Raw genomic sequence first — 21,171 nt, 5'->3', positions numbered from 1 at the left:
AAAAAAAGACTATAGCCAATCCCAATTTCGGCGGGCATGGCTATAGTCTGTTCATTTTGAACTATATACTAAGTTTTTCTAACTTTTCAAAAAAATCATTTAAGCTTCATTGCATCTGCAATTATTTTTGGTAAGTCTGTGTTATCGTGGATACCTACAAATTTATCGGATTGTGGACCAAATGCAAATACAGGAACAGGAGCTGCCGTATGACCATATCTTGTCCAGCCGACACCTGCACGTTCACTTAAAACTTTATTAATAGCAACTTTTGCATTTTCTGCTTGTTGAATAGTTTTTGCTTCATCCTCTGTTAATTCAATTCCAGTGTATTCTCGTACGACCTCTTTTACATTTAAACGGTCTTCATTTAATTGACTCGCCATAAATCCACCAGTAGCCGTTACATTTTTAAGAATCTCCGCTGCCGTGTTTGATGATGTAGCTGAACCAACTGACATTCCACCAGTTTCATGATCTCCTGCAATAATGACTAATGTTTTGCCATCTTGTTGGGCGAATTCAATTGCTTCTTGCACAGCTTCTTCAAAAGCTTTTGTGTCATGCATAGCGTAAGCAGCATCGTTTTCTTCGCCTGCCCAGTCAATTTGACTACCTTCTACCATTAAGAAGAAACCATCTTTATCTAGACTTAAAGCATCAATTGCCGTTTCTGTCATTTCAGCTAAACTAGGCTCTTCCGTTTCATCGCGATCAAATTCAGGAGCAAGTGCGTTAGCTGCAAATAGACCAAGTAATTTTTCTCCTTTTTCTACATTTACGTTTTCAGCATTTTCTAATTGTGCACGTGTTTCAACGAATTCAAATCCATTTTCTTGCGCTTCATCTATTAAGTTTATTTCCGTTTGCTTACCACCTTCTGAAGTTGGTATGAAATAATTTTTACCGCCACCTAAAATTACATCTACACCGCTTTCTTGGATGTATTGGCGGGCTATTTCTGTCTCATTACTACGATGTTCTACATGAGAAGCAAAACTAGCCGGGGTTGCATGCGTAATCGTAGAAGTGGCAACTAGACCGGAAGATTTCCCTGCTTCCTCTGAAGCTTCAAGAATTGTTTTTACTTCGTTTCCTTCTAGATCAAGTCCAATCACACCATTATTTGTTTTTATACCAGCAGCCATCGCAGTACCAGCAGCAGCCGAGTCTGTGATATCTGCATTTGCTGAATAAGTAGTGTACATTCCCTTAATATATGAATCCCATACTGCCTCTTGCCCTTTAAAAATACGGTAATTTGCTGCGTGATTTGCACCAAATCCATCAGGAATCATATAAATAACATTTTCTACTGGTCCGTTCACATTTTGTTTAACTTTTGAAGTAACCTCTTTTTTTGCTGCATCTGCATTACTTAAACCTACTCCTGAAAGAACAAGTCCAGTACTTAGCGCAATAAGACCAACTTTTTTTAACATGAATACCTCTCCTTAAAAAATATTATTTTTGTTGCTATTAATAGTTTATTAGTTATGTATTAATAGCGAATGAAGGAGCGGTAAATGTTCGATGACAAATTTTCAGTCATTTTACCTAAATGAAATTATTGGAAATATTAAAACACACTTCTAAAGAAGTGTGTTTATGGAACATTTAGTAAACCTCAATAAAAATGTATAGAACTATTAGATTTTATCTTAACAAAATTTACATTCAGAATTTTCTGGATTAACATAAATAATTATTTTGGTTGGGGAGCTATGGAACGTAATACATAAGCTGTTATTCCACTAAATAAGAGAACAGTGGAACCAATAATCAAAGCTAACATGAAAAACATCCTCTCAAATGCATTTGAAATTCATTCTCATTTACACAATAACACATTAATTCACCATTTTCTACATTTTTCTATTCTTTTTTACTGGTATTCATGTTAAAATTGAACTATATGTATGATTAGGAGGGGAAAAAAATGAGTGCTTCGAAGCATATACAAACTATATTAAATGGAACTATACAATCTTTAAAATCTGTTATCCCTCTTCCAATGGATATAAAGTCCCCTTCACTTATGGTACAACCTTTTGAGCAAAAAGAAATGGGTGTCCTAATAGGTATTATTGGTGATATTAAAGGTAGGATTATTATAGATTCAACTTCTAATTGTTTCTCTGGAATCGGAGCGACTATGTTCGGAATGCCTTTAGAAGGCGAGATGCTTGAATCGTTTACTGGTGAACTTGGCAATATGATTGCAGGTAATTTATGTACGTCCGTAGCCGCAAATGGAGTGGAAATTGATATTACTCCCCCTACTGTTATAGTTGGAACAACGAGATTATTCGGATTCCAACATGCCTTCAAATTACCTGTCGACATTGATGGAATTGGGAATTTAACGATTATTTTAACTATCGATGAATAGCAACTACAACTAACACAGAAGAACTTTCTACTAAGGAAGTTCTTTTTTTGTTGAAAAAATAAATAACTGACTTTTCTTTTAATAGTGATCATTAATCTGCATTCCGGGTATACGAAAAATGGGATGATACATTCTTCACAGTTAATTCACATAATCGCGCCATATGTGTGATTTTTATCACATCCTCTATTTAAAAATGTATTTATGATATAACTATACAAAACAAATATGGGAGGTGAAAAAAATGTCGAAAAAACGGGAGAAAGAGCCTGATTTAAAAGGTACGCTTTATTCAGTCGGTTTCCTCGGAGCATTTATATTAGTTACATGGTTCATGGCATTTTACTTATTTATTGATCGATTTTAATTTATTGGAGGTATACAACTATGCATATTCATAAATACGAAAAATGGTGGCTCACATTTGGAATTGGCTCCCTCGTTTTATTTTTAGTTATTGTTGGATTTAGTGCTTTCCATTACGGTTCCCATCCACCGAGTGCAAAAGTCTATGTAGATCCTGAGCGTGTCGATGAAATTGCACCATTTAACAAACCAGGTGTTCATAAAGTAGAAGGGAAAGATTGGGACTACGAAGTTGTTTTTGTCGCATCTGCTTTTTATTATAATCCACCTGAAATTGAAGTTCCACTTGGCTCTAAAGTTAAGTTTATTGCAACAACAAAAGATGTAGTACACGGTTTCCAAGCAGCTGGAACAAATATTAATATGATTCTAGAACCTGGTTATGTATCGGAATATGTTACAACGGTTGATAAAGCAGGAGAATATTTAATATTATGTAACGAATACTGTGGAATTGGACATTCTTCCATGTCGTCTATGCTAAAGGTGGTAGAGTAATATGGCAACTATAGCCGAAAAAACAAAAGATTTCATACAAGTAGATAAAAGAGATGGCAAATTAGCTCTAGCACATGTTTACGTCGCTTTCATCGCACTAGCAATTGGAGGCCTTTGTGGTTTATTACAAACATTAGTGCGTTCTGGAACGTTCACACTACCATGGGGAATTGGCTATTATCAAATATTAACGATTCACGGAGTACTTTTAGGTCTTATTTTAACAACATATTTCATATTTGGTTTTCAAATTGCTGTAGTAAGTAGAACATCCGGTACATTAACAGATAAACAACGCTTGCTAGGTTGGATTGGTTTTTGGGTCATGACCATTGGTACTACTGCATCGTCTATTATGATTTTACTGAACGAAGCTTCCGTATTATATACATTTTATGCACCATTACAAGCACATTGGATTTTCTATGCAGGGCTAGCATTGGTAATCGTCGGGTCTTGGATCGGTGGAGCAGGACTAATTTCGAAATATGTAGAATGGCGTAGAGCAAATCCGGGGCAACCAAGTCCATTACTAACTTTTATGGTTGTCGTTAACCTAGCTATGTGGATTATTTGTTCCTTAGGAGTAGCAGTCGAAGTGTTATTCCAACTATTACCATGGTCTCTAGGTTGGGTAGATAAAGTAGATGTATTGCTTTCTCGTACATTGTTCTGGTATTTCGGTCATCCGCTTGTTTACTTCTGGTTATTACCAGCATATATGGTTTGGTATGCGGTTATTCCAAAAATTATTGGCGGGAATATTTTCTCTGATTCTCTTGCTAGATTATCATTTATGCTATTCTTACTTTTCTCTATTCCTGTAGGGTTCCATCATCAATTAACAGAGCCTGGAATCAGTTCTTTTTGGAAGTTCTTACAAGTTGTATTGACATTGATGGTTGTCATTCCTTCCTTACTAACTGCTTTCTCGATGTTTGCAACGTTTGAAATTCGTGGTCGTGCACTTGGAGGAAAAGGTGTTTTAGGTTGGTTCAAAAAATTACCTTGGGGAGACGCACGTTTCTTTGCACCCTTTATCGGAATGGTAGCATTTATCCCTGCTGGTGCTGGTGGAATTATTAATGCTTCACACCAAATGAACCAGTTAATACACAATACCATTTGGGTAACGGGACATTTCCATTTAACGGTTGCAACAACTGTTTTGTTAACATTCTTCGGTGCAGCATATTGGTTAATCCCTCATTTGACTGGTAGAGTAATGACGAAACAAATGAACAGATTAGCAATTATTCAAACCATTGTCTGGACTTTCGGTATGTCCATTATGTCAGGAGCGATGCATATTGTTGGGCTATTCGGTGCACCAAGGCGTTCAGACTTTTCTACTTACGGAGGATCTGCACAAGCTGCTGAATGGATCCCTTATCAAATAGCGCAAGCAGTTGGCGGTACTATTCTATTCATCGGGATCATTTTAATCCTTTATATAGTAGCGAATTTAATCTGGTTTGCTCCAAAAGGAGAAACAGAATTTCCAGTCGCGGAAGTTTCGGAGCATGCAGAAAAAACACCAATGGCACTTGAAAATTGGAAGATTTGGCTAACAATCTGTATTGCATTAATCTTGTTTGCTTATACGGTTCCTGTTATCGAAATAATTCAAAATGCGCCGCCTGGATCTAAAGGATATAAATTGTGGTAATGAATAAATCTTTGGCATAATAACGAACACATAAGAAACGCTAAGATGCAAATATCTTAGCGTTTTTTTATGTGTTCATTAATCATGCAGTGTTAGTTATAACTTTTAATAATCTTCCCTACCCCGAAAGCAATTGAAAGGATTAGTAGTAGTGAAAAAAATAAAGCCCAAATACTACCTTCCCCAAACAAAGCAACTAATACAACACTAAATGAAGGGACACCTAGGCCGTATAGCAATGGTAATCCAATTGCCGTAGCAAGAACACCCATGACAATGATTAATAGCAATGATCTTTCTCATTTGCTCACAAAATTCACCTCCTATGCTAATACATTAACATAAAAGTAATAATTATCTGATTAATAAATAGATTGTGATTACTATACTATGTAAGGCTAGTATGAGAATTCATAGGCGGAGAATTTCCTGCTAATGTATATGTAGGAAGTCTAAGAAGCGAATATAAGCGGAGATATTCCGACTAATTACTCAAAATAAGACAAAATCCAAAGATTTGGTTAATATAAGCGGAAAAACTCCCCTTATTTTTAAGGAAATATGGGTATTTCCCAATTAAGCCGGAATTTATCCGTCTATTTTTTATACACAGAGAAATCAATATAAAGTTTAACTTAGCCTAACCATCTATTTTTTTGTATATCGATTTGTAAGTAAAAATGTAGTATATTGTGCTGTGGTACACTGGCTATTGTATCCCCACTTTATAATATACAAATTGCACTATAAATTCTACCAAAATAATTATGAGAATCCCTTTATACCAACAAAAATAGACCTTCAAATTACCATACAATTTGAAGGTCTATTTTGCATAACATTTTTAATGCTTGCGATAGGAAACGGAACTCGTTCGCCCTAAGCTTAGTTCTCTTTTTCTTAATTAAAGTTGGTAGATCCTCGTATACTTTTCTTCTAAATAATCTGCGAGGTAATTGCCGTTAAGCCCTTCCCCTGTTGCATCCTTCAATATTTCAAGCGGTTTTTTCAACGCTCCATATTGATGCACATTTTGTGTAAGCCACGCTTTAATTGGCGACAAATCGCCTTTTTCAAATAGCTCATCAAAATGAGGGATGTCTTTTAACATAGCTGCTTTAAATTGAGAAGCGTACATATATCCAAGGGCATAAGATGGGAAATAGCCGAAGCTTGCTCCAGCCCAGTGTACATCTTGTAAAATACCTTCCGCATTTGTTTCTGGTCGCACTCCTAAATATTCTTCATATTTAGCATTCCAGATTTCCGGTAAATCTTCTACTTTTAAATCCCCATTAAATAACCCTTTTTCAATTTCATAGCGGATCATTATATGCAGTGCATATGTCAGTTCATCTGCTTCAATTCGTATTAAAGAAGGCTTTACTTCATTAATAGCACTTAAAAAGTCTTCCATGGAAACATCGCCGAACTGCTCCGGCGAATAACTTTGTAGTTTTTCATAATTCTGTTCCCAGAATTTCGGATTACGCCCAACAAAGTTTTCATAAAATAGTGATTGCGATTCATGAATTCCCATAGAAGCGCCACCAGCTAAAGGAGTTCCAGTCAACTCTTCGCTAACATTTTGCTCATAAATAGCATGCCCGCATTCATGAATCGTTCCAAATACTGCCGAACGGAAATCGGACTCATCGTACTTAGTTGTAATTCGAACGTCTCCACGATTTAAGCCTATCTCGAAAGGATGCACAGTCTCATCTAGTCTTCCAGCATCAAAATCATAGCCTAGTTGTTTTAAGACATCTAAACTAAATGCTTCTTGTTTCTGTTTATCGAAATGTTTAAATAAGAAATCCGTTTTCGGTTGGTTAGGTGAATCCGCAATTTTCTTTAGTAATGGAACGATTCGGCTTCTTAGCTCTCCAAAAACTCGATCTAATACTTCCGTAGTCATCCCTGGTTCGTATTGATCCAGTAAAACATTATATGGGTTGTCGTCTTTAACTCCCCAATAGTTCACAAACTGCTTTAATGTTGCCACCATTTCTTTTAAGTAAGGCATGAACATATCCCAATCATTCGTTGCTTTTGCTTCTTCCCAAACGGATTCAGATTTGGATTGTAAAATAACGAATTTTTTATATTCTTCTGCAGGAATTTTCTTGCTAAGATCATATTGTTTTTTAACTTCTTCAAATACACGATTCGTCACTTGATCCGCTACATTTAACCTAGGCTCCAATTCGTCTAATAACCCTTTTAGTTCATCGGAAGTAGATAAATTAAACACATCAGTAGCAAGTACCCCTACCACTTCTGAACGTTGATCTAGCCCTTTTTTGGGAGCTCCCGTACGCATATCCCAATATAAAACCCCTAAAGCTTCGTTATATGCACCAATTTTCTTCACATAATCTAAAAATTGTTGTTCGACCGTCATTTCAAATCCCCCTTGTAATGAAAGTTATATATTTGTAGGTAAAATACCTGTAAATCTGCTTTCCAGTTTCGCTTCATCTTCATTAAGTAATAGATGAATTTCCCCATGGTCACTTGAAGTACGGATTAGACGACCGATTCCTTGCTGCAATCTTAACAGCATAAATGGTAATTCTACTTCCTCGAATGGATCATTCGAAAATGATCGTTTTGCATCAAATAATGGATCTGCTAATGGAAATGGCAAATCATAAATAATTACTCGCGTTAATGCTTCTTGTGGTAAATCGAGCCCTTCCCATAAATGGTATGAGCAAAGAGTTGCGAAATCGCCATTTTGAAACTCTTTTACGATGGTTGAAAGCTCACGATCTCCTTCAAATACGATATTCGCGGTAGAAGTCGTACGAGAGCGGAATTGCTCCATAGCTACTTTCGATTTAAATAATATTAATGTTTGTTGCTTATTTTCTAAAAGTGCATCTACTTGTTTTACTTTATCATCTTGACTTGATGGATGTGTATAAATTTTCATCACTTCATCATAATCAAACGGTGATTCCACCGAGAATGATTGGAACTTTTCAATACCTAAAGAATCTGCAACATAGGTAAAATCTTTTTCAATCGATAAAGTAGCAGAAGAAAAAACGATTGGTAATTGAGAAGTGAATAATTTTTCGTGCAAAATATCTGTAACTAGGCGAGGCATCACGATTAGCGTTTCATGTCCATCAATGATTTCTAGCCACTCTACGCCATCCCCTTTTTCCGTAAATAAACGTAAAGAGAATGCATACTGCTCCAAAAACTCCTCTACCATTCGAAGTTCATATTCAGGAATTGTAAATAGCTCCGACTCAAACACAAATTCTTCTAGCAAATCATCCGTAATACGAATCGCTTGTTTGCATATTTGAATAAGTTCTGGTGTTTTTTCGATTTTCATTCGTTCGCTTTCTTCTTCCGTGCTGTTTTTTCTTAATATGCCAAAAATACGGTCATGCGTTTCTTGCAATACTTCCATTAAATTCAATGTTTTTTCACGAACTCCGTCTACCATCACGCGTTCTAGTAATTGAATTAGTGTTTCACTTTGCACTTCGTATGTCAACGCCTTTTGCGCTGCATATTCAAGTAAATGCCCCTCATCTAATACAATCATCGATACATCGGGTAATAGTGGCAATTGTCCTTCTCGCACGCGAGATTCTTTTGTCCAAATATGCTCCATTAGAAACTCATGCGAACAAATGATTAGATCCGTTGATTCTCGATAGTTTTGACGATGGATTGTTTGACCACAGCGATTTCGAACATCACATACCATACATTGTTGTGTCGGATGATAATTTACTTTTTGCCAGTCGGCATCACTTACACCAGGAAACTGGCTGCGTTCGCCGTATGGATAAATTTTTTGAAGAGATGAATGCCCATATACGAAATCGGGAATTTGATCTTCAATCTCTTCTAAAAAGAAATCATTATCCCCGTCTTTTTGTGCTTCCTCTAAACGTTTCAAGCATAAATATTGATCGCGTGATTTAGCTAAACGAACGTCTATGTTAATATCTAAATAATTTTGAAGTTTAAAAATATCCCCGGCTTCTTTTACTAATTGCTCGATCAGCGTTTCATCGGCACAGGCGATTAAAGCCGGTTTGCCTGTATATCTTGCATATGAAATAGCAGGTAGTAAGTATGCAATTGTTTTGCCTGTACCTACCCCAGCTTCCGCAAATAACACATTTTTTTCTTTTAATGTTTTCTCAATTTGATAGGCCATGAAAATTTGTTCGTCTCGGCATTCAAATCCTTTTTCGGGTAATTCATCATATAGAACATCCCCCATCCAATCTCCTAACGACTCGAAGAAAGAACGATCTTTTGATAGTTGAAATGGTAACGCATTTTTCATTGTAAAACTCCCTACTTCCCTCAATTTTGCCTTCGCATCTAAAATCCAATATGGGAAATAACGTAAAAGAAAGGGAGAACCAAGTCTCCCTTACTTTTTAAGAACGTTTACCCCAAAACTGATAATAATCTGTTCGGATAAAACCATTAAATAATTTCCGCTTTTTCGTCGCTTTGCTGCCGTATGCATTTTCGAAGTTTTCCATAGAAGAAAGCATATAAACGGACCAAGATGGATATTTGCTCATCAAATGACCTAAATCACTAATGACTTGCTCAATTTCTTCAATTTCCCCAATACGTTCTCCGTAAGGTGGGTTCCCAATCATTACTCCGTCTGTTAAAGATGTAGAAAAATCACTTGCTTGCATTTGCTTAAAAGTGATTAAATCAGCAAAGCCTGATTCAAATGCGTTTTGCTCTGCTATTTGAATCATTTTATGGTCGATATCGGTACCGATGATTTGAAGCTCTTGGTCATAATTGGCAAGATTTTCTGCTTCATTGCGTACTTCATCCCAAATCGTTTTAGGCATCCAAGACCAAGCTTCACTATGAAAATCGCGATTAAAGCCTGGCGCAATATTTTGACCAATCATCGCTGCTTCAATTGGGATCGTTCCTGATCCACAAAATGGATCTACGAATGGACGACTAGGGCTCCATTTAGAAATTTTCACAAGTGCAGCTGCTAGCGTTTCTTTTAAAGGAGCTTCCCCTTGGTCTTGGCGGTAGCCACGTTTATGAAGTCCTGCACCACTTGTATCTATTGTAATCGTCGCAACGTCTTTTAAAATGCTAATTTCGAGTTTGTAGGTTGCTCCAGATTCATCTAAAAATCCGATTCGTTTATAGGCAAGTTTCAATCGCTCTACTATTGCTTTTTTCACAATTGCCTGGCAATCGGGTACACTGAACAAAGTAGATTTTACGGATTTCCCTTGTACTGGGAATGCTGCATCTACAGGTAAAAACTTCTCCCATTGAATGGCTTTTGTCCGTTCAAAAAGTTCATCAAATGTTTTTGCTGGAAACTGAGCCGCTACGATTTTAACTCGATCTGCGACACGTAGCCAAATATTGGCTTTGGCAATTGCTCGCTCGTCTCCTTCAAAATACACTTTCCCATTTTCCGTTGTTGTTTCATATCCTAATGCTTTTACTTCATCGGCAACGATGGATTCTAATCCCATTGCGGAAGTTGCTACTAATTTAAATGTTGTCATTATATAGTCCTTTCTTGCTTATGAATTTCCCAAAGTTCCAGAAAATCCATTAGTTCTGAACTGGGAATTGGTTTACTGAAGTAATATCCTTGAATGATATCACAGTCCATTTCTTTTAAAAGCTTCAGTTGGTCTTTCGTTTCTACACCTTCTGCTACTACTTTAATATGTAATCTATGTGCCATTAAAATAATGGAATCTACAATAGCCTGTGTATCTTGCAAAGATACAATTTGTTGGATAAAACTACTATCAATTTTTAAATAGTTTAGAGGGAAGCGATTTAAATAACTTAAGGAAGAATACCCTGTTCCAAAATCATCGATGGATATTTTGAATCCCATACTTTTTAAGGTGATCAATTTATTGACGACTTCTTCTGCTTCCTTCATTACCGTTCGCTCCGTCAGCTCTAACTCTAGTTGCTGTGGACTACAATTATGCTGCACAATGATTGAATTTATACGTTCGATAAAATCATCTTGTTGAAAATGAAGCGCAGCAATATTGACGGATACAGGTAACTGCACTCCTTGCAAGCCCCACTCCAGTATATCGAGACAGACTTTCTCTATAATTACTTCGCTTAGCGGGATAATTAGTCCCGTGTCTTCCGCATAAGGGATAAATTCCCCTGGCGATACAAAGCCTAGTTGGTCATTTGTCCATCTAACAAGCGCCTCTACCCCGATTACTTGGTGCGTTTCTAATGACACTTTCGGTTGATAATGCACAACAAATTCTTTCTTTTGAATCGCTTTTCTAAGCTCTGCTTCTAGTAAAAGCAATCGCTTTGCATCTTGCTTTAATTCATCAAAGTAAAAGGCGTATTGGTTCTGTCCATTTTGTTTGGCAAAATACATTGCCTTATCTGCTTTGTGAATAAGCCTTTCCACGTCTTCTCCATCTTGCGGATAAAGACTAATTCCTATACTTGATGTTATATATATTTCATTTCCATTTATATAGAACGGTTTATTTAGTAGTTTTAACATTTCTTTTGCAAATTGAGCCGCTTCTTTTTGATGGCCTAGATTTGTTTTTGTTAATAAAAATTCATCTCCACCATACCTTGCGAAAAGATCTTGCTCGTTTACAATTGTATTAATACGATTTGATACTTCTGTTAATATAAAATCCCCGATTTCAGTTCCAAGTGTTTCATTTATCTGTTTGAAACGATCTAAGTCTATAAAAAACACTGCATGTTTACTAGCATTATTTTCGGATGCATCAATTAAGCCGTCTAATAAATCCTTAAATGAGTTTCGATTCGGTAAATTTGTTAGTTGATCAGTACTCGTAAGTTCTTCTATTTCTTTTTCTACGAATTTCTTTCGGGAAATATCCGAAAATATACCGAAATAATGGATAACTTCTCCTTCTCCATTTACAATGCTTGTAATGGATAACCACTCAGGATACAATTCCCCACTTTTTCTTCTGTTCCAAATTTCGCCTTGCCAAACACCATAATTTTCTATTTCGGTCCACATCTTTTTATAAAAGCATGCGTCTTGTTTTCCGGATTGTAATATACTGGGCGTTTCCCCTCTTACTTCCTGTAATGAATAGCCTGTGACTGTTTCAAAAGCAGCATTAACTAGGGAAATGCGCATCTTATAATCTGTAATCATTATTCCTTCTGTCGTTGAGTTGAATATTTTTTCTATTAAATTATTGGGATATAAAGAAAGTTGTTCAAATGGTTGCTTCGTGCCCATTTCTACACCACCCTCTTACTATTTAAGGAAAAAAAAGCTCTCCTAGCTTGGAGAGCTTTGTAATTATTAAGTATAGCCACTCATACACCCAATAAGCCATGTTTTGTTTCTACGGTACTCAAACGGTGCTTTACCTCGTACGATGTAGATGGCAATCATCTATCTACGAAAATTACTTCTCGTTCTTCTATCCGTTCAATTCCTTCAAGAAAATTCCCCTACCATAATTTGGGTTTCTCACTCGTGGGGTTTACCTCGTTCCACCTGTAAAGTTTCCTATACAGCTTCGTCACTGTGGCACTTTCAGAGATTGTCAGCCATATCATAAGACTTAGGCCTTCATCCCGCCGTCAGCTAAATTAGCTGCCTTAGTTTATCTTTTCACTAAGCACGAACACTACATTCATCTCAGAATTGTGTGAGCATGGACTTTCCTCTACAATGATCTAGCATTGCAGCGATTGCCCGGATATATAAGTGGTAATACTAGTATAATCGATATTTGGACGACTTACAACGCATATGAATTAATATAATTATTCGTACAATTTACTGCCGAATACATGCTTTTCTAAATGAGAAAGTCGTTTTAAAATATCAAAGTTCGTTGCTCCAACTTGTGGTGCAGGTGCCACTTTCTTTGGTGCTTCTGCAAGTTCTTCTTTTAGTTGGTTAATCTCTAACTGAAGTTGGGAAATTTTCTTTTCATAAGCTTCATAATCTTGAATGATGTCATCTAAGAAAATATCAACTTCTTCTTGATTGTAGCCTCTTAGGCCCGTTTTAAATTCTTTTTCAAGTATATCTGAAGTTTTTAATTTTGTTTCCATATGGTATCTTCCTTCCGTTACGTTTCACTAAACGTATTATAGCATAACGATGTCGAATAATGGAGCATTTTAAGGCTGGGAAACGCGCTTTTTGTTAGGTTGTGCGCTTTCCCGGGAAATAGTTAATTTCCGAATTATTCTCGCTTCTCGTTTTTGAAGATCCTGATACAAGCGTACATGCTGGTTTTCACTAATCACAGGAGGCATTTCCGCTAAATATTCCGCGCATTTCCTCGTTATTTCTAAAGCCATCTCGTAATCTTTTTTCCGGTGCTCGTAAAGTTTTGCTAGTTCCATATAAACATCGATACGATATTTCCCGACTATTTTAAGTAAGGCTGCTTGAAATGCTTCTATACTGTCCTCGAAAAATTGCAGTTTTTTCAAATGCAATCCAACATAATAATAGGCCACACTTACTTCCGCTTCTTCGAATTCATCAATGACAAACTGGAACCAATCGATACTTGCGTCCACTGATTTTAAATCTCTAAACCATTTGCCAATATTCGTATACGCTATAGAGGACTCCACTACTTCCTCTTCTTTTAATAGCTTCACGGATAAAATATAAAGCGTTACGAGTGATAAAATATCCCACTCATTATGCTTTAACACTTTCATTAAGTTAGTAGGATCTCCATGCTTCACCGCGTCAAAATAAATAATCGGGGCAAGATGGCCAGGAATATCATTTTTTCTGACAAAACCTAGTTTCTGCTCTTCTAATTGTTTTAACTTAAATCGTTCCAGATCCCCTTTCCAAATTCGTTTAGAAGAATGCATTAAATCGATTTGCGCATGTTCTAAGAGTGGAGGAATCGTATTTCGGTTCATTGTCCATCTCGCTGCCAACTGAGGCAAATCGAAACTTTTACCATTGTAGGTAATAATCGTCTGCGCTGTTTTCCAAAACTTTGATTCATACAAAAAAGAGGATTCTTGGCCTGGTTCTGCTAGCACATACTGCGTTAATAAAAAACCGTTTTCCACTTGCTTTAACACGCCATTTAAAAAGATAAGCACACCTGTCCCTTTCAAACCAGTTGTTTCCGTATCATAAAAACAAAAAGGGGTATTTGGTGCAATTGTCAGTGGGTGTTCAGGATACTTTTTTTGCATAAAGGTGATTGCTTCATGCAAATGATGTAGCCCAATGTTTCCATGTATATGCGACAGCTCATAAAAAGTTTCTTTCACAAACAAAAAACCTTTTTCATTTTGTATTAAATTTAGACCCGCTGCTTTCCATCGGTCCGTATAAAAAGGAAGTGTAAGAGTAGGCACTTCCTTTTTTGGCTCATCTTTTACCGTATTCTTTTTTATGAGGCCTTTCATTTGCATTAATTTCTTTTCATACGACATGCTGATTCACCTGCAATAAAGAAAAAAGTTTAATCACTTCTTTTTTCAAATTTAGCTCTGCATCTTGGGCTCCAATACACGCAGGACATCCATTTGTACATGGGCATGTTGCCACTTGTTCCATTACTTTTGGAACGAGCGCATTCCAAAGATCATACATTCTTTCTGATAACCCGATTCCACCTGGATAACTATCATACATATAAAAAGTCGGCTTTTCCGCATTAATGGACTTCACTTGTGGTACTACGTGAATATCTTTTGCATCACAGTGTATGAATAATGGGATAAATGCATGTAGTGCATAGGCAACCCCTGTCATGGCATCGGATAATAGCGTATCTGTCCAATCGCTTGGTTTATCAAAGCTAAACCAAGTCGAAGAGGTATGCAACTCCAGTGGCGGTAAATGAATTTTCCCTGAGCCGATATTATCATGCGTATCAAATTTAATCTTTTTGAAAATCGTCGGCTGCGCTAAAACGATAATATCCCCAAATCGAAGCGTTCCAATCGATGCTTCTCTTTCTTTGTCCTCACTCAATACTTTTAACTCGACGGCAATATTAGCATCCGTGAAATAATCGACATCCACTTCTTTTACAAATGCTTTCTTTTCTTCCCAGTCGAGTATTTCTACTTGGAATTGCGTGCCTTGGTGTAAGTAAATCGCTTCTTCATGAAGAAGCGTCATAGCACTATATTGATCCATCTCCCCAATTACTCTCGTTTTCGTAGGGGTGGATTGGTCTATAATGATGACGTTTTCTTGCGAAGCGGAGCGCAAGCTAATATTGCTTGCAGGAAAACTTTCAGACATCCAATGCCACTTATCAGCCGTTTTCAATAAAATCCCTTCACTTTCTAAAAAAGCGAGTAATTCTTGAATGGAAAACTCGGCATAGGTATCCACCGTCGTAAAAGGCAGCTCAAATGCAGCACATTTTAAATGATCCATTAAAATAATCATATTATCTGGATGAATCCTAACTTCTTCTGGAGATTGACCTAGAAAATATGCTGGATGCTTCACTACATATTGATCGAGTGCAGTAGACTGTGCCACATAAATAATAAGCGCTTCGTCTTGCCTTCTTCCAGCACGACCCGCTTGCTGCCAAGCACTGGCAATATTTCCCGGGTAACCAGTCATAATACATGCTTGTAGTTGTCCTATATCGACACCAAGCTCCAGAGCATTCGTACTTACTACCGTCCGAATGACGCCTTCCCTTAATCCTTTTTCGATCGTTCTACGTTCAGAAGGTAAGTAACCACCACGATAGCCTCGAATTGTTTGGTCATTAATCTTTTTACTCACTAAAGCTTGTAAATAAGTAACAAGCATTTCCACGCGCACCCGGCTTTTAGCAAATACAATGGTCTGAATTCCATTTATATACAATTCTTGTGCGATATCTCGCACTTCTAAAATGGCACTTCGTCGAACATTGAATACTGGATGAATAATCGGTGGATTATAAAAGACAAAATGTTTTTTTCCAGATGGCGCACCATTTTGATCGATCAGTTCATGCCTTGTATTCGTTAGATTCTCTGCTAACTCTTTCGGATTTTTAATCGTTGCAGATGTACATATAAATTGCGGATTGCTTCCGTAAAAAGCACAAATGCGTTTTAATCTTCTAATGACATGTGCCACATGACTTCCAAAAACACCTTTATATGTATGAATTTCGTCAATCACAATATATTTTAGATTTTCAAAAAGAGATACCCATTTTGTGTGATGAGGAAGTATCCCTGAATGGAGCATATCTGGATTGGTCAAAACAATATGTCCTGACTTTCGTACTTTTTGTCTAATGCCCGGTTCCGTATCCCCATCATAGGTAAAACTTAGAATTTCTTCCTCGCTTGCTTTGATTAAATCATTTAAATCACTTTTTTGATCTTGAGCTAATGCTTTTGTTGGAAATAAATAAATAGCACGCGAGGTTGGGTCTTCTAATATCGATTGAAGCACCGGCAGATGGTAACATAGCGATTTTCCGGAGGCGGTTGGGGTAATGGTCGTATAGGATTTTCCTTGTGTTGCAGCATCAAAGGCTTGTCGTTGATGGATATATAGTTGATCCACTCCACGGCTTTTTAATGCTTTTTGAATAGAAGGATGCATTTTTTCCGGGAAAGGAGCATATATTGCTTCTTTCTCTTCCATTACGTGAATATGCTCAATTCTGGAAGCTCGATTTGCATCTACTTTCCAGTCATCTAACAATTCTTGTATGCTTTTATTCGTTCGCATACTCATCCCCCACTTCTTTGATTGCATGAATAATTGTTTCTAACGTATATTTGGCTGAATGAATCGATTTTAGAAATCGTTTCTTGCTTGTCCCTTTATAATACGATTGGACGATGAATTGCTTCATGGATTCAAGTAAAGAGTCAATCTGACTTGGATGTACATATTTTGGTCGCTTCACTTGAATCCATGTTCGAACGAGCTTTTCCCATTCTAGCAATACTTCATCAATTTTGTAGGCATGAGGCTTTACTTCACCAAAAAAATCAGGTTCTTTGTCTTGTTCTCTATATAATTGAAAGCGTAAAATGCTCTCATCACATTCTTTTACTAACTGTTCACTTAAACGCAATAACGACATTCTTTATCCCCCGCATTCTAGTAATAGTGTAACAAATTACAGCATAGATTACTAGTTGCAAACGAACGTACATTCTTTATAATTGGTTTTCGATTTTTTCTAGTTTACCTAGCAAGCGAAAGGATGATTTACTAAAGTCTTTTTCAAACTGTTCCTGTTCATCACTTAGCCGATCTTCCAGTAAAAATTCTAACAACTCTAATTGGTCAATAATACGTTCGATTTTATTCATTTTATTACCTCCCTTTTTAGAGTATGTTCCTTGTTTTTTAATAAATCCCTTCCCACTCGACAAACGTTCTTTTCAACGGACAAAACTAGTAGAAAGTCGACAAGTTACTGCAGAATCAATAATTTTTGATGGAATGAAACTAAATAGAAACGATTAACGTCTAATTATCTTGTGTTAGGCTACAAACCCTTCATCTTGCGCCTTGGGGTGGAGTCTTACCACCAAAAAGTGATAAACTAATAGCATAGAGAGGTGAATATCTTGGCTATTCGTTATCCGAACGGGAAACTGTACACTCCCAAAAAGGAAACAGAAACAAAAAAAAGAAAAGATTATTCCTTTAGTAATAGGGGTAAAACATTAGAAGATGAACTAAGCGATGCAAATGAATACTATCTCGTACACGAAATCGCAGTCATTTATAAAAAACCAATTCCAATTCAAGTCGTAAAAGTCGATTATCCAAGTAGAAGTAGTGCCGTTATTAAAGAAGCTTACTACCGAACTCCATCCACAACAGATTTTAACGGGGTATATGAAGGGAAATATATTGACTTTGAAGCAAAAGAAACGGAAAATAGAACAGCGTTTCCTTTAAAAAACGTCCATCTTCATCAAGTAGAACATATGAGTAAAGTGGTGAAACAACAAGGCATCAGTTTTTTACTCGTTCGTTTTTCTGCAGTGGACCGTTATTTTTATTTACCATTTGACCAATTACAGCATTTTTGGGATCGAATGCTGGCTGGAGGAAGAAAATCTATTGCTCTAGCAGAATTTGAAGAACATGCAATAGAAATTATGCCCAAATATGCACCAAGAATTGATTATTTAAAAATAGTTAATGACTTATATGCATAAAGTGAAAGTGAGGAGAAGTTTATGAGTGAGCAAAAACAAACTMGTGAACAACGAAGAAAACAATTACATCAAAAAAAGAAAAAGACAAATACACCAGCGAAGCTCTGGATTAAACGAATATTAATAACAATAGTTGCAATAGGTATCGTAGGGCTCATTGCAGGAGGTTCGCTTTTCGCTTATTACGCGAGCTCAGCCCCTAAATTAGATGAAAGCTCGTTGAAAGATCCAATTAGCCCTAAACTTCTAGATGCTAATGGAGAACTATTTGCGACACTTGGTGCAGAAAATAGAGAGTATGTACCTTTCGATGAAATACCTAAAGAAATGCATGACGCTATCATCGCTACCGAGGATTCACGTTTTTACCAACATTTTGGGGTGGATTTTTTGCGATTAGGCAAAGCTGTACTCGCCAACATCACACATGGTTTTGGCGAACAAGGCGCTAGTACGATTACGCAACAAGTGATCAAAAACTCTTTCTTAACAAATGAAAAAACATTAAAACGTAAAGCGCAAGAAGCATATTTATCCATTCAATTAGAACGAAAATATGATAAAGAAGAAATTTTTGAAATGTATTTTAATAAAGTACTGATGTCCGGCAGAATTTACGGATACGGAACAGCGTCTAAGTATTTTTACGGAAAAGAATTAAAAGATTTAACATTAGATCAGTATGCTGTTCTAGCGGGAATATCGCAACGACCAAATGCATATAATCCGTTTAAAAATCCGGACCTTGCTGAAAAACGAAGAAATACAGTTCTACATTTGATGAATCTGCATGACAAAATTACAGATGAAGAAATGAAAGCCGCACAGGCAATTCCAATAGAGGATTCTTTACTCCCTGAGGAAGAACGTGTAGCCAAACAAAACACAAAATATGATGCATTTATTGACGTCGTTTTGGATGAATTAGAAAAACATGGAGATGGTGATACCATTTCAGAAGGAATCACCATTCATACAACGCTTCAACCAAAAGCACAACAACAAGTGGAAGAAACGTTAAATTCAGATATGTTCCCTACGGAAGATATTCAATCAGCTGTAGCGGTTATTGATACGAAAACAGGCGCAATTGCTGCAGTAGGCGGTGGCCGTAATTACGGTGTAGAACGTGGCTTTAATTTTGCTTACGATATGAAACTTAGATCCCCGGGTTCAACTATTAAGCCTTTGATCGATTATGGTCCAGCCGTTGAATTTTTAAATTGGTCTACTGGTCAAACGATTGTAGATGAACCAATGAAGTATACAGGTACGGAACAAAATATACGTAACTTTGATGGAAAATATAAAGGTGCGATGACCATGCGTGAAGCCCTTTATAATTCTCGAAACGTTCCTGCAGTGAAAACGTTAAAAGAAGTTGGCACGAAAAACGCGAAAGAGTTTATTAATCGTTTTGGCATCGATATAGGAGAAGTTTATGAAGGCACTGCAATCGGTGGTACTTCGAAATCAATGTCCCCTATTCAAATGGCTGGTGCATATGCAGCATTTGGTAATAACGGTATCCATACAGAACCGTATGCCATTGATAAAATTGTCTACCGTGACGGGAAAACCGAAAAGAGCTATCGACCTGAATCGAAGGCAGTAATGAAAGACTCTACAGCTTATATGGTAACGGATGTATTACGAGATGTATTAACAAAAGGAACAGCTAAAAAAGCAGCTATTAGTGGTTTAGATATTGCTGGTAAATCGGGGACTTCGAACTATGACGCTAACCAAATGAAAGAATGGAATTTACCAAGTAGTGCATTCCCGGATGTTTGGTTCGCTGGATACACAACCAACTACTCGATCGCCGTTTGGTCTGGTTACCCAGAGCAGAAAACACCGATGACAACAAATGATGAACGTTATTTACCGCAAACTATTTTCAAGAAAGTTATGGCTAATATTTCAGAAGGTGTGGCAACAGAGAGATTCAGTAAGCCAAATTCCGTAGTGGAAGCGACTATTGAAAGAGGGTCGAACCCGCTTCAATTAGCAAGTGAATTTACACCGGATGAACTAAAAAGAACCGAGTTATTTGTAAAAGGCACAGAACCAACAACCGTGTCCGAAGAGTTCGAAAAATTAGAGCTAAATGCGCCAACCAATTTATCCGTCGACCTTGACAATCCTACTTTATCTGCAACACTAATGTGGGACTTCGAACGACCGGAAAATATAGAAGAAAATGTACAGTTTGAAGTATCCGTAGCAATTGACAACGGACCTTCGGAAATCCTACAAACAACGGATCAAACAGGACTGATTGTCCAAAGTCTCATCCCGGGAAGTACGTATGTATTCTCTGTAACAGCAGTTTCTGGTGAAGTAAGAAGTGAACCGGCTTCCGTTTCCCTTACATTAGAAGGGTTCGTGGAAGAAGAGCTAGAAGAAATTCCTCCTACCGAACCGAATGAAAATGGAAATTCTGAAGACCAGAATAACAATGGTAGCGGAAACTGGAACGGTAATGGAAACAATAATGGAAATTGGAATGGCAATGGAAACAATAACGGAAATGGTAATAATAATGGAAATAGTAACGGAGGTAATAACGGAAATGGCAATAACAATGGCGATCCCAATGAAGAAGTAAACCCTGACGACTATACAAATCCAGATGGAACTAGCGGTGGGGAAGAAAATTCCGACTCCAATAATCCATAAGATAATAAAAGAGTAATCCGACATCGGATTGCTCTTTTTTTTGTCGGTATAGCGGAATAATCGGGCAAATTGGCAGTTGGTTGCTTTGCCTAGGTTTTTGGTTGCTTTTATAGGAGAATTGAGTGCTTTGATGGTTGGAATGGTTGCTCACTCACTACTTTTGGTTGCTCCCCTTGCCAAACTAGTTGCCCTTATCCTTTTTCTTACAATATAAAAGGTTCAACGTCAAATGTTGGGGTGATGTGATTTTCACCCAGCCCTTAACCAAGATGTACCCCTATTTCTTTATACTTTATATTTAATAAAATCTTTGCCCGAAAGTGATCGAAGCGACGAAAACCATATGCGTTACGCTTCATCACTTTCATCACTT

Annotated in this window: 17 protein-coding genes and 1 other RNA gene; 6 read left to right on the top strand and 12 right to left on the bottom strand. The window is 37.0% G+C overall.

The features are described from left to right. Window positions 1-95: 95 nt before the first annotated feature. Window positions 96-1,442, bottom strand: coding sequence for an alkaline phosphatase (locus tag AC1DFT_RS17260; RefSeq protein ID WP_478160290.1), 1,347 nt, complete (start codon window positions 1,440-1,442; stop codon window positions 96-98). Window positions 1,443-1,939: 497 nt separating this feature from the next. On the opposite strand from AC1DFT_RS17260, the gene AC1DFT_RS17255 reads away from it, so the two are divergent. From AC1DFT_RS17255 to AC1DFT_RS17240, 4 genes are all read left to right on the top strand, one after another. Then, window positions 1,940-2,392, top strand: coding sequence for a chemotaxis protein CheX (locus tag AC1DFT_RS17255; protein ID WP_478160288.1), 453 nt, complete (start codon window positions 1,940-1,942; stop codon window positions 2,390-2,392). 244 nt (window positions 2,393-2,636) lie between these two features. After that, entirely contained in the window at window positions 2,637-2,759 is a 123-nt protein-coding gene (locus AC1DFT_RS17250) for a cytochrome c oxidase subunit 2A (RefSeq protein ID WP_478160286.1), read from the top strand. A gap of 20 nt (window positions 2,760-2,779) precedes the next feature. Further along, the gene (locus tag AC1DFT_RS17245) at window positions 2,780-3,256 is read left to right on the top strand and encodes a cupredoxin domain-containing protein (protein WP_478160284.1); all 477 of its coding nucleotides are present in this window, start codon (window positions 2,780-2,782) and stop codon (window positions 3,254-3,256) included. Window position 3,257: 1 nt separating this feature from the next. Further along, window positions 3,258-4,925, top strand: coding sequence for a b(o/a)3-type cytochrome-c oxidase subunit 1 (locus AC1DFT_RS17240; RefSeq protein WP_478160282.1), 1,668 nt, complete (start codon window positions 3,258-3,260; stop codon window positions 4,923-4,925). A 92-nt stretch (window positions 4,926-5,017) separates the two neighbouring features. Here AC1DFT_RS17240 and AC1DFT_RS17235 read toward each other — a convergent pair whose 3' ends face one another. The 11 genes from AC1DFT_RS17235 to AC1DFT_RS17185 form a co-directional block, all read right to left on the bottom strand. After that, on the bottom strand, window positions 5,018-5,215 hold the full coding sequence (locus AC1DFT_RS17235) for a hypothetical protein (RefSeq protein WP_478160280.1): 198 nt from the start codon (window positions 5,213-5,215) through the stop codon (window positions 5,018-5,020). A 614-nt stretch (window positions 5,216-5,829) separates the two neighbouring features. Further along, on the bottom strand, window positions 5,830-7,329 hold the full coding sequence (locus AC1DFT_RS17230; protein WP_478160278.1) for a carboxypeptidase M32: 1,500 nt from the start codon (window positions 7,327-7,329) through the stop codon (window positions 5,830-5,832). Between the two features lie 24 nt (window positions 7,330-7,353). Beyond that, window positions 7,354-9,249, bottom strand: coding sequence for an ATP-dependent DNA helicase (locus tag AC1DFT_RS17225; protein WP_478160276.1), 1,896 nt, complete (start codon window positions 9,247-9,249; stop codon window positions 7,354-7,356). A gap of 97 nt (window positions 9,250-9,346) precedes the next feature. Next, on the bottom strand, window positions 9,347-10,474 hold the full coding sequence (locus tag AC1DFT_RS17220) for a THUMP domain-containing class I SAM-dependent RNA methyltransferase (protein WP_478160274.1): 1,128 nt from the start codon (window positions 10,472-10,474) through the stop codon (window positions 9,347-9,349). Further along, window positions 10,474-12,198, bottom strand: coding sequence for a putative bifunctional diguanylate cyclase/phosphodiesterase (locus AC1DFT_RS17215; protein ID WP_478160272.1), 1,725 nt, complete (start codon window positions 12,196-12,198; stop codon window positions 10,474-10,476). Before AC1DFT_RS17215 ends, AC1DFT_RS17220 begins: the two co-directional genes overlap by 1 nt. Window positions 12,199-12,285: 87 nt before the next feature. Then, an RNA gene (gene rnpB, locus AC1DFT_RS17210) (RNase P RNA component class B) lies at window positions 12,286-12,671 on the bottom strand. Window positions 12,672-12,734: 63 nt separating this feature from the next. Continuing rightward, window positions 12,735-13,028: a cell division regulator GpsB gene (gene gpsB / locus AC1DFT_RS17205; protein WP_478160270.1), complete on the bottom strand. Its 294-nt coding sequence runs from the start codon at window positions 13,026-13,028 to the stop codon at window positions 12,735-12,737. Between the two features lie 69 nt (window positions 13,029-13,097). Continuing rightward, entirely contained in the window at window positions 13,098-14,393 is a 1,296-nt protein-coding gene (locus AC1DFT_RS17200) for a ribonuclease H-like domain-containing protein (RefSeq protein WP_478160268.1), read from the bottom strand. Next, a complete protein-coding gene (locus AC1DFT_RS17195; protein ID WP_478160266.1) occupies window positions 14,383-16,662 on the bottom strand; it encodes a DEAD/DEAH box helicase in 2,280 nt (759 codons plus the stop codon). Before AC1DFT_RS17195 ends, AC1DFT_RS17200 begins: the two co-directional genes overlap by 11 nt. Beyond that, a complete protein-coding gene (locus AC1DFT_RS17190) occupies window positions 16,649-17,023 on the bottom strand; it encodes a YppE family protein (protein WP_478160264.1) in 375 nt (124 codons plus the stop codon). Before AC1DFT_RS17190 ends, AC1DFT_RS17195 begins: the two co-directional genes overlap by 14 nt. A gap of 76 nt (window positions 17,024-17,099) precedes the next feature. Continuing rightward, window positions 17,100-17,255: a hypothetical protein gene (locus AC1DFT_RS17185; protein ID WP_402828053.1), complete on the bottom strand. Its 156-nt coding sequence runs from the start codon at window positions 17,253-17,255 to the stop codon at window positions 17,100-17,102. A 261-nt stretch (window positions 17,256-17,516) separates the two neighbouring features. On the opposite strand from AC1DFT_RS17185, the gene recU reads away from it, so the two are divergent. Both recU and AC1DFT_RS17175 read left to right on the top strand, forming a co-directional pair. After that, entirely contained in the window at window positions 17,517-18,116 is a 600-nt protein-coding gene (recU, locus tag AC1DFT_RS17180) for a Holliday junction resolvase RecU (protein WP_478160262.1), read from the top strand. Between the two features lie 21 nt (window positions 18,117-18,137). Then, window positions 18,138-20,798 (top strand): PBP1A family penicillin-binding protein, encoded by a 2,661-nt coding sequence (locus AC1DFT_RS17175; protein WP_478160260.1) that lies wholly within the window; start codon window positions 18,138-18,140, stop codon window positions 20,796-20,798. Window positions 20,799-21,171 lie beyond the last annotated feature (373 nt).

The sequence above is a fragment of the Psychrobacillus sp. 05T411 genome (assembly GCF_056396485.1).
The sequence above is the reverse complement of the archived record's forward strand: the minus strand, read 5'-3'. Positions and strand labels throughout refer to the sequence as shown.

Excerpts from the sequence above, each read along its gene's own strand:
- AC1DFT_RS17240 (WP_478160282.1), top strand. The coding sequence starts at position 3,258 with ATGGCAACTATAGCCGAAAAAACAAAAGATTTCATACAAGTAGATAAA.
- AC1DFT_RS17215 (WP_478160272.1), bottom strand. The coding sequence starts at position 12,198 with ATGGGCACGAAGCAACCATTTGAACAACTTTCTTTATATCCCAATAAT.
- AC1DFT_RS17230 (WP_478160278.1), bottom strand. The coding sequence starts at position 7,329 with ATGACGGTCGAACAACAATTTTTAGATTATGTGAAGAAAATTGGTGCA.
- AC1DFT_RS17185 (WP_402828053.1), bottom strand. The coding sequence starts at position 17,255 with ATGAATAAAATCGAACGTATTATTGACCAATTAGAGTTGTTAGAATTT.
- AC1DFT_RS17190 (WP_478160264.1), bottom strand. The coding sequence starts at position 17,023 with ATGTCGTTATTGCGTTTAAGTGAACAGTTAGTAAAAGAATGTGATGAG.
- AC1DFT_RS17255 (WP_478160288.1), top strand. The coding sequence starts at position 1,940 with ATGAGTGCTTCGAAGCATATACAAACTATATTAAATGGAACTATACAA.
- gpsB (WP_478160270.1), bottom strand. The coding sequence starts at position 13,028 with ATGGAAACAAAATTAAAAACTTCAGATATACTTGAAAAAGAATTTAAA.
- AC1DFT_RS17260 (WP_478160290.1), bottom strand. The coding sequence starts at position 1,442 with ATGTTAAAAAAAGTTGGTCTTATTGCGCTAAGTACTGGACTTGTTCTT.
- AC1DFT_RS17195 (WP_478160266.1), bottom strand. The coding sequence starts at position 16,662 with ATGCGAACGAATAAAAGCATACAAGAATTGTTAGATGACTGGAAAGTA.
- AC1DFT_RS17250 (WP_478160286.1), top strand. The coding sequence starts at position 2,637 with ATGTCGAAAAAACGGGAGAAAGAGCCTGATTTAAAAGGTACGCTTTAT.
- AC1DFT_RS17220 (WP_478160274.1), bottom strand. The coding sequence starts at position 10,474 with ATGACAACATTTAAATTAGTAGCAACTTCCGCAATGGGATTAGAATCC.
- AC1DFT_RS17225 (WP_478160276.1), bottom strand. The coding sequence starts at position 9,249 with ATGAAAAATGCGTTACCATTTCAACTATCAAAAGATCGTTCTTTCTTC.
- AC1DFT_RS17200 (WP_478160268.1), bottom strand. The coding sequence starts at position 14,393 with ATGTCGTATGAAAAGAAATTAATGCAAATGAAAGGCCTCATAAAAAAG.
- AC1DFT_RS17245 (WP_478160284.1), top strand. The coding sequence starts at position 2,780 with ATGCATATTCATAAATACGAAAAATGGTGGCTCACATTTGGAATTGGC.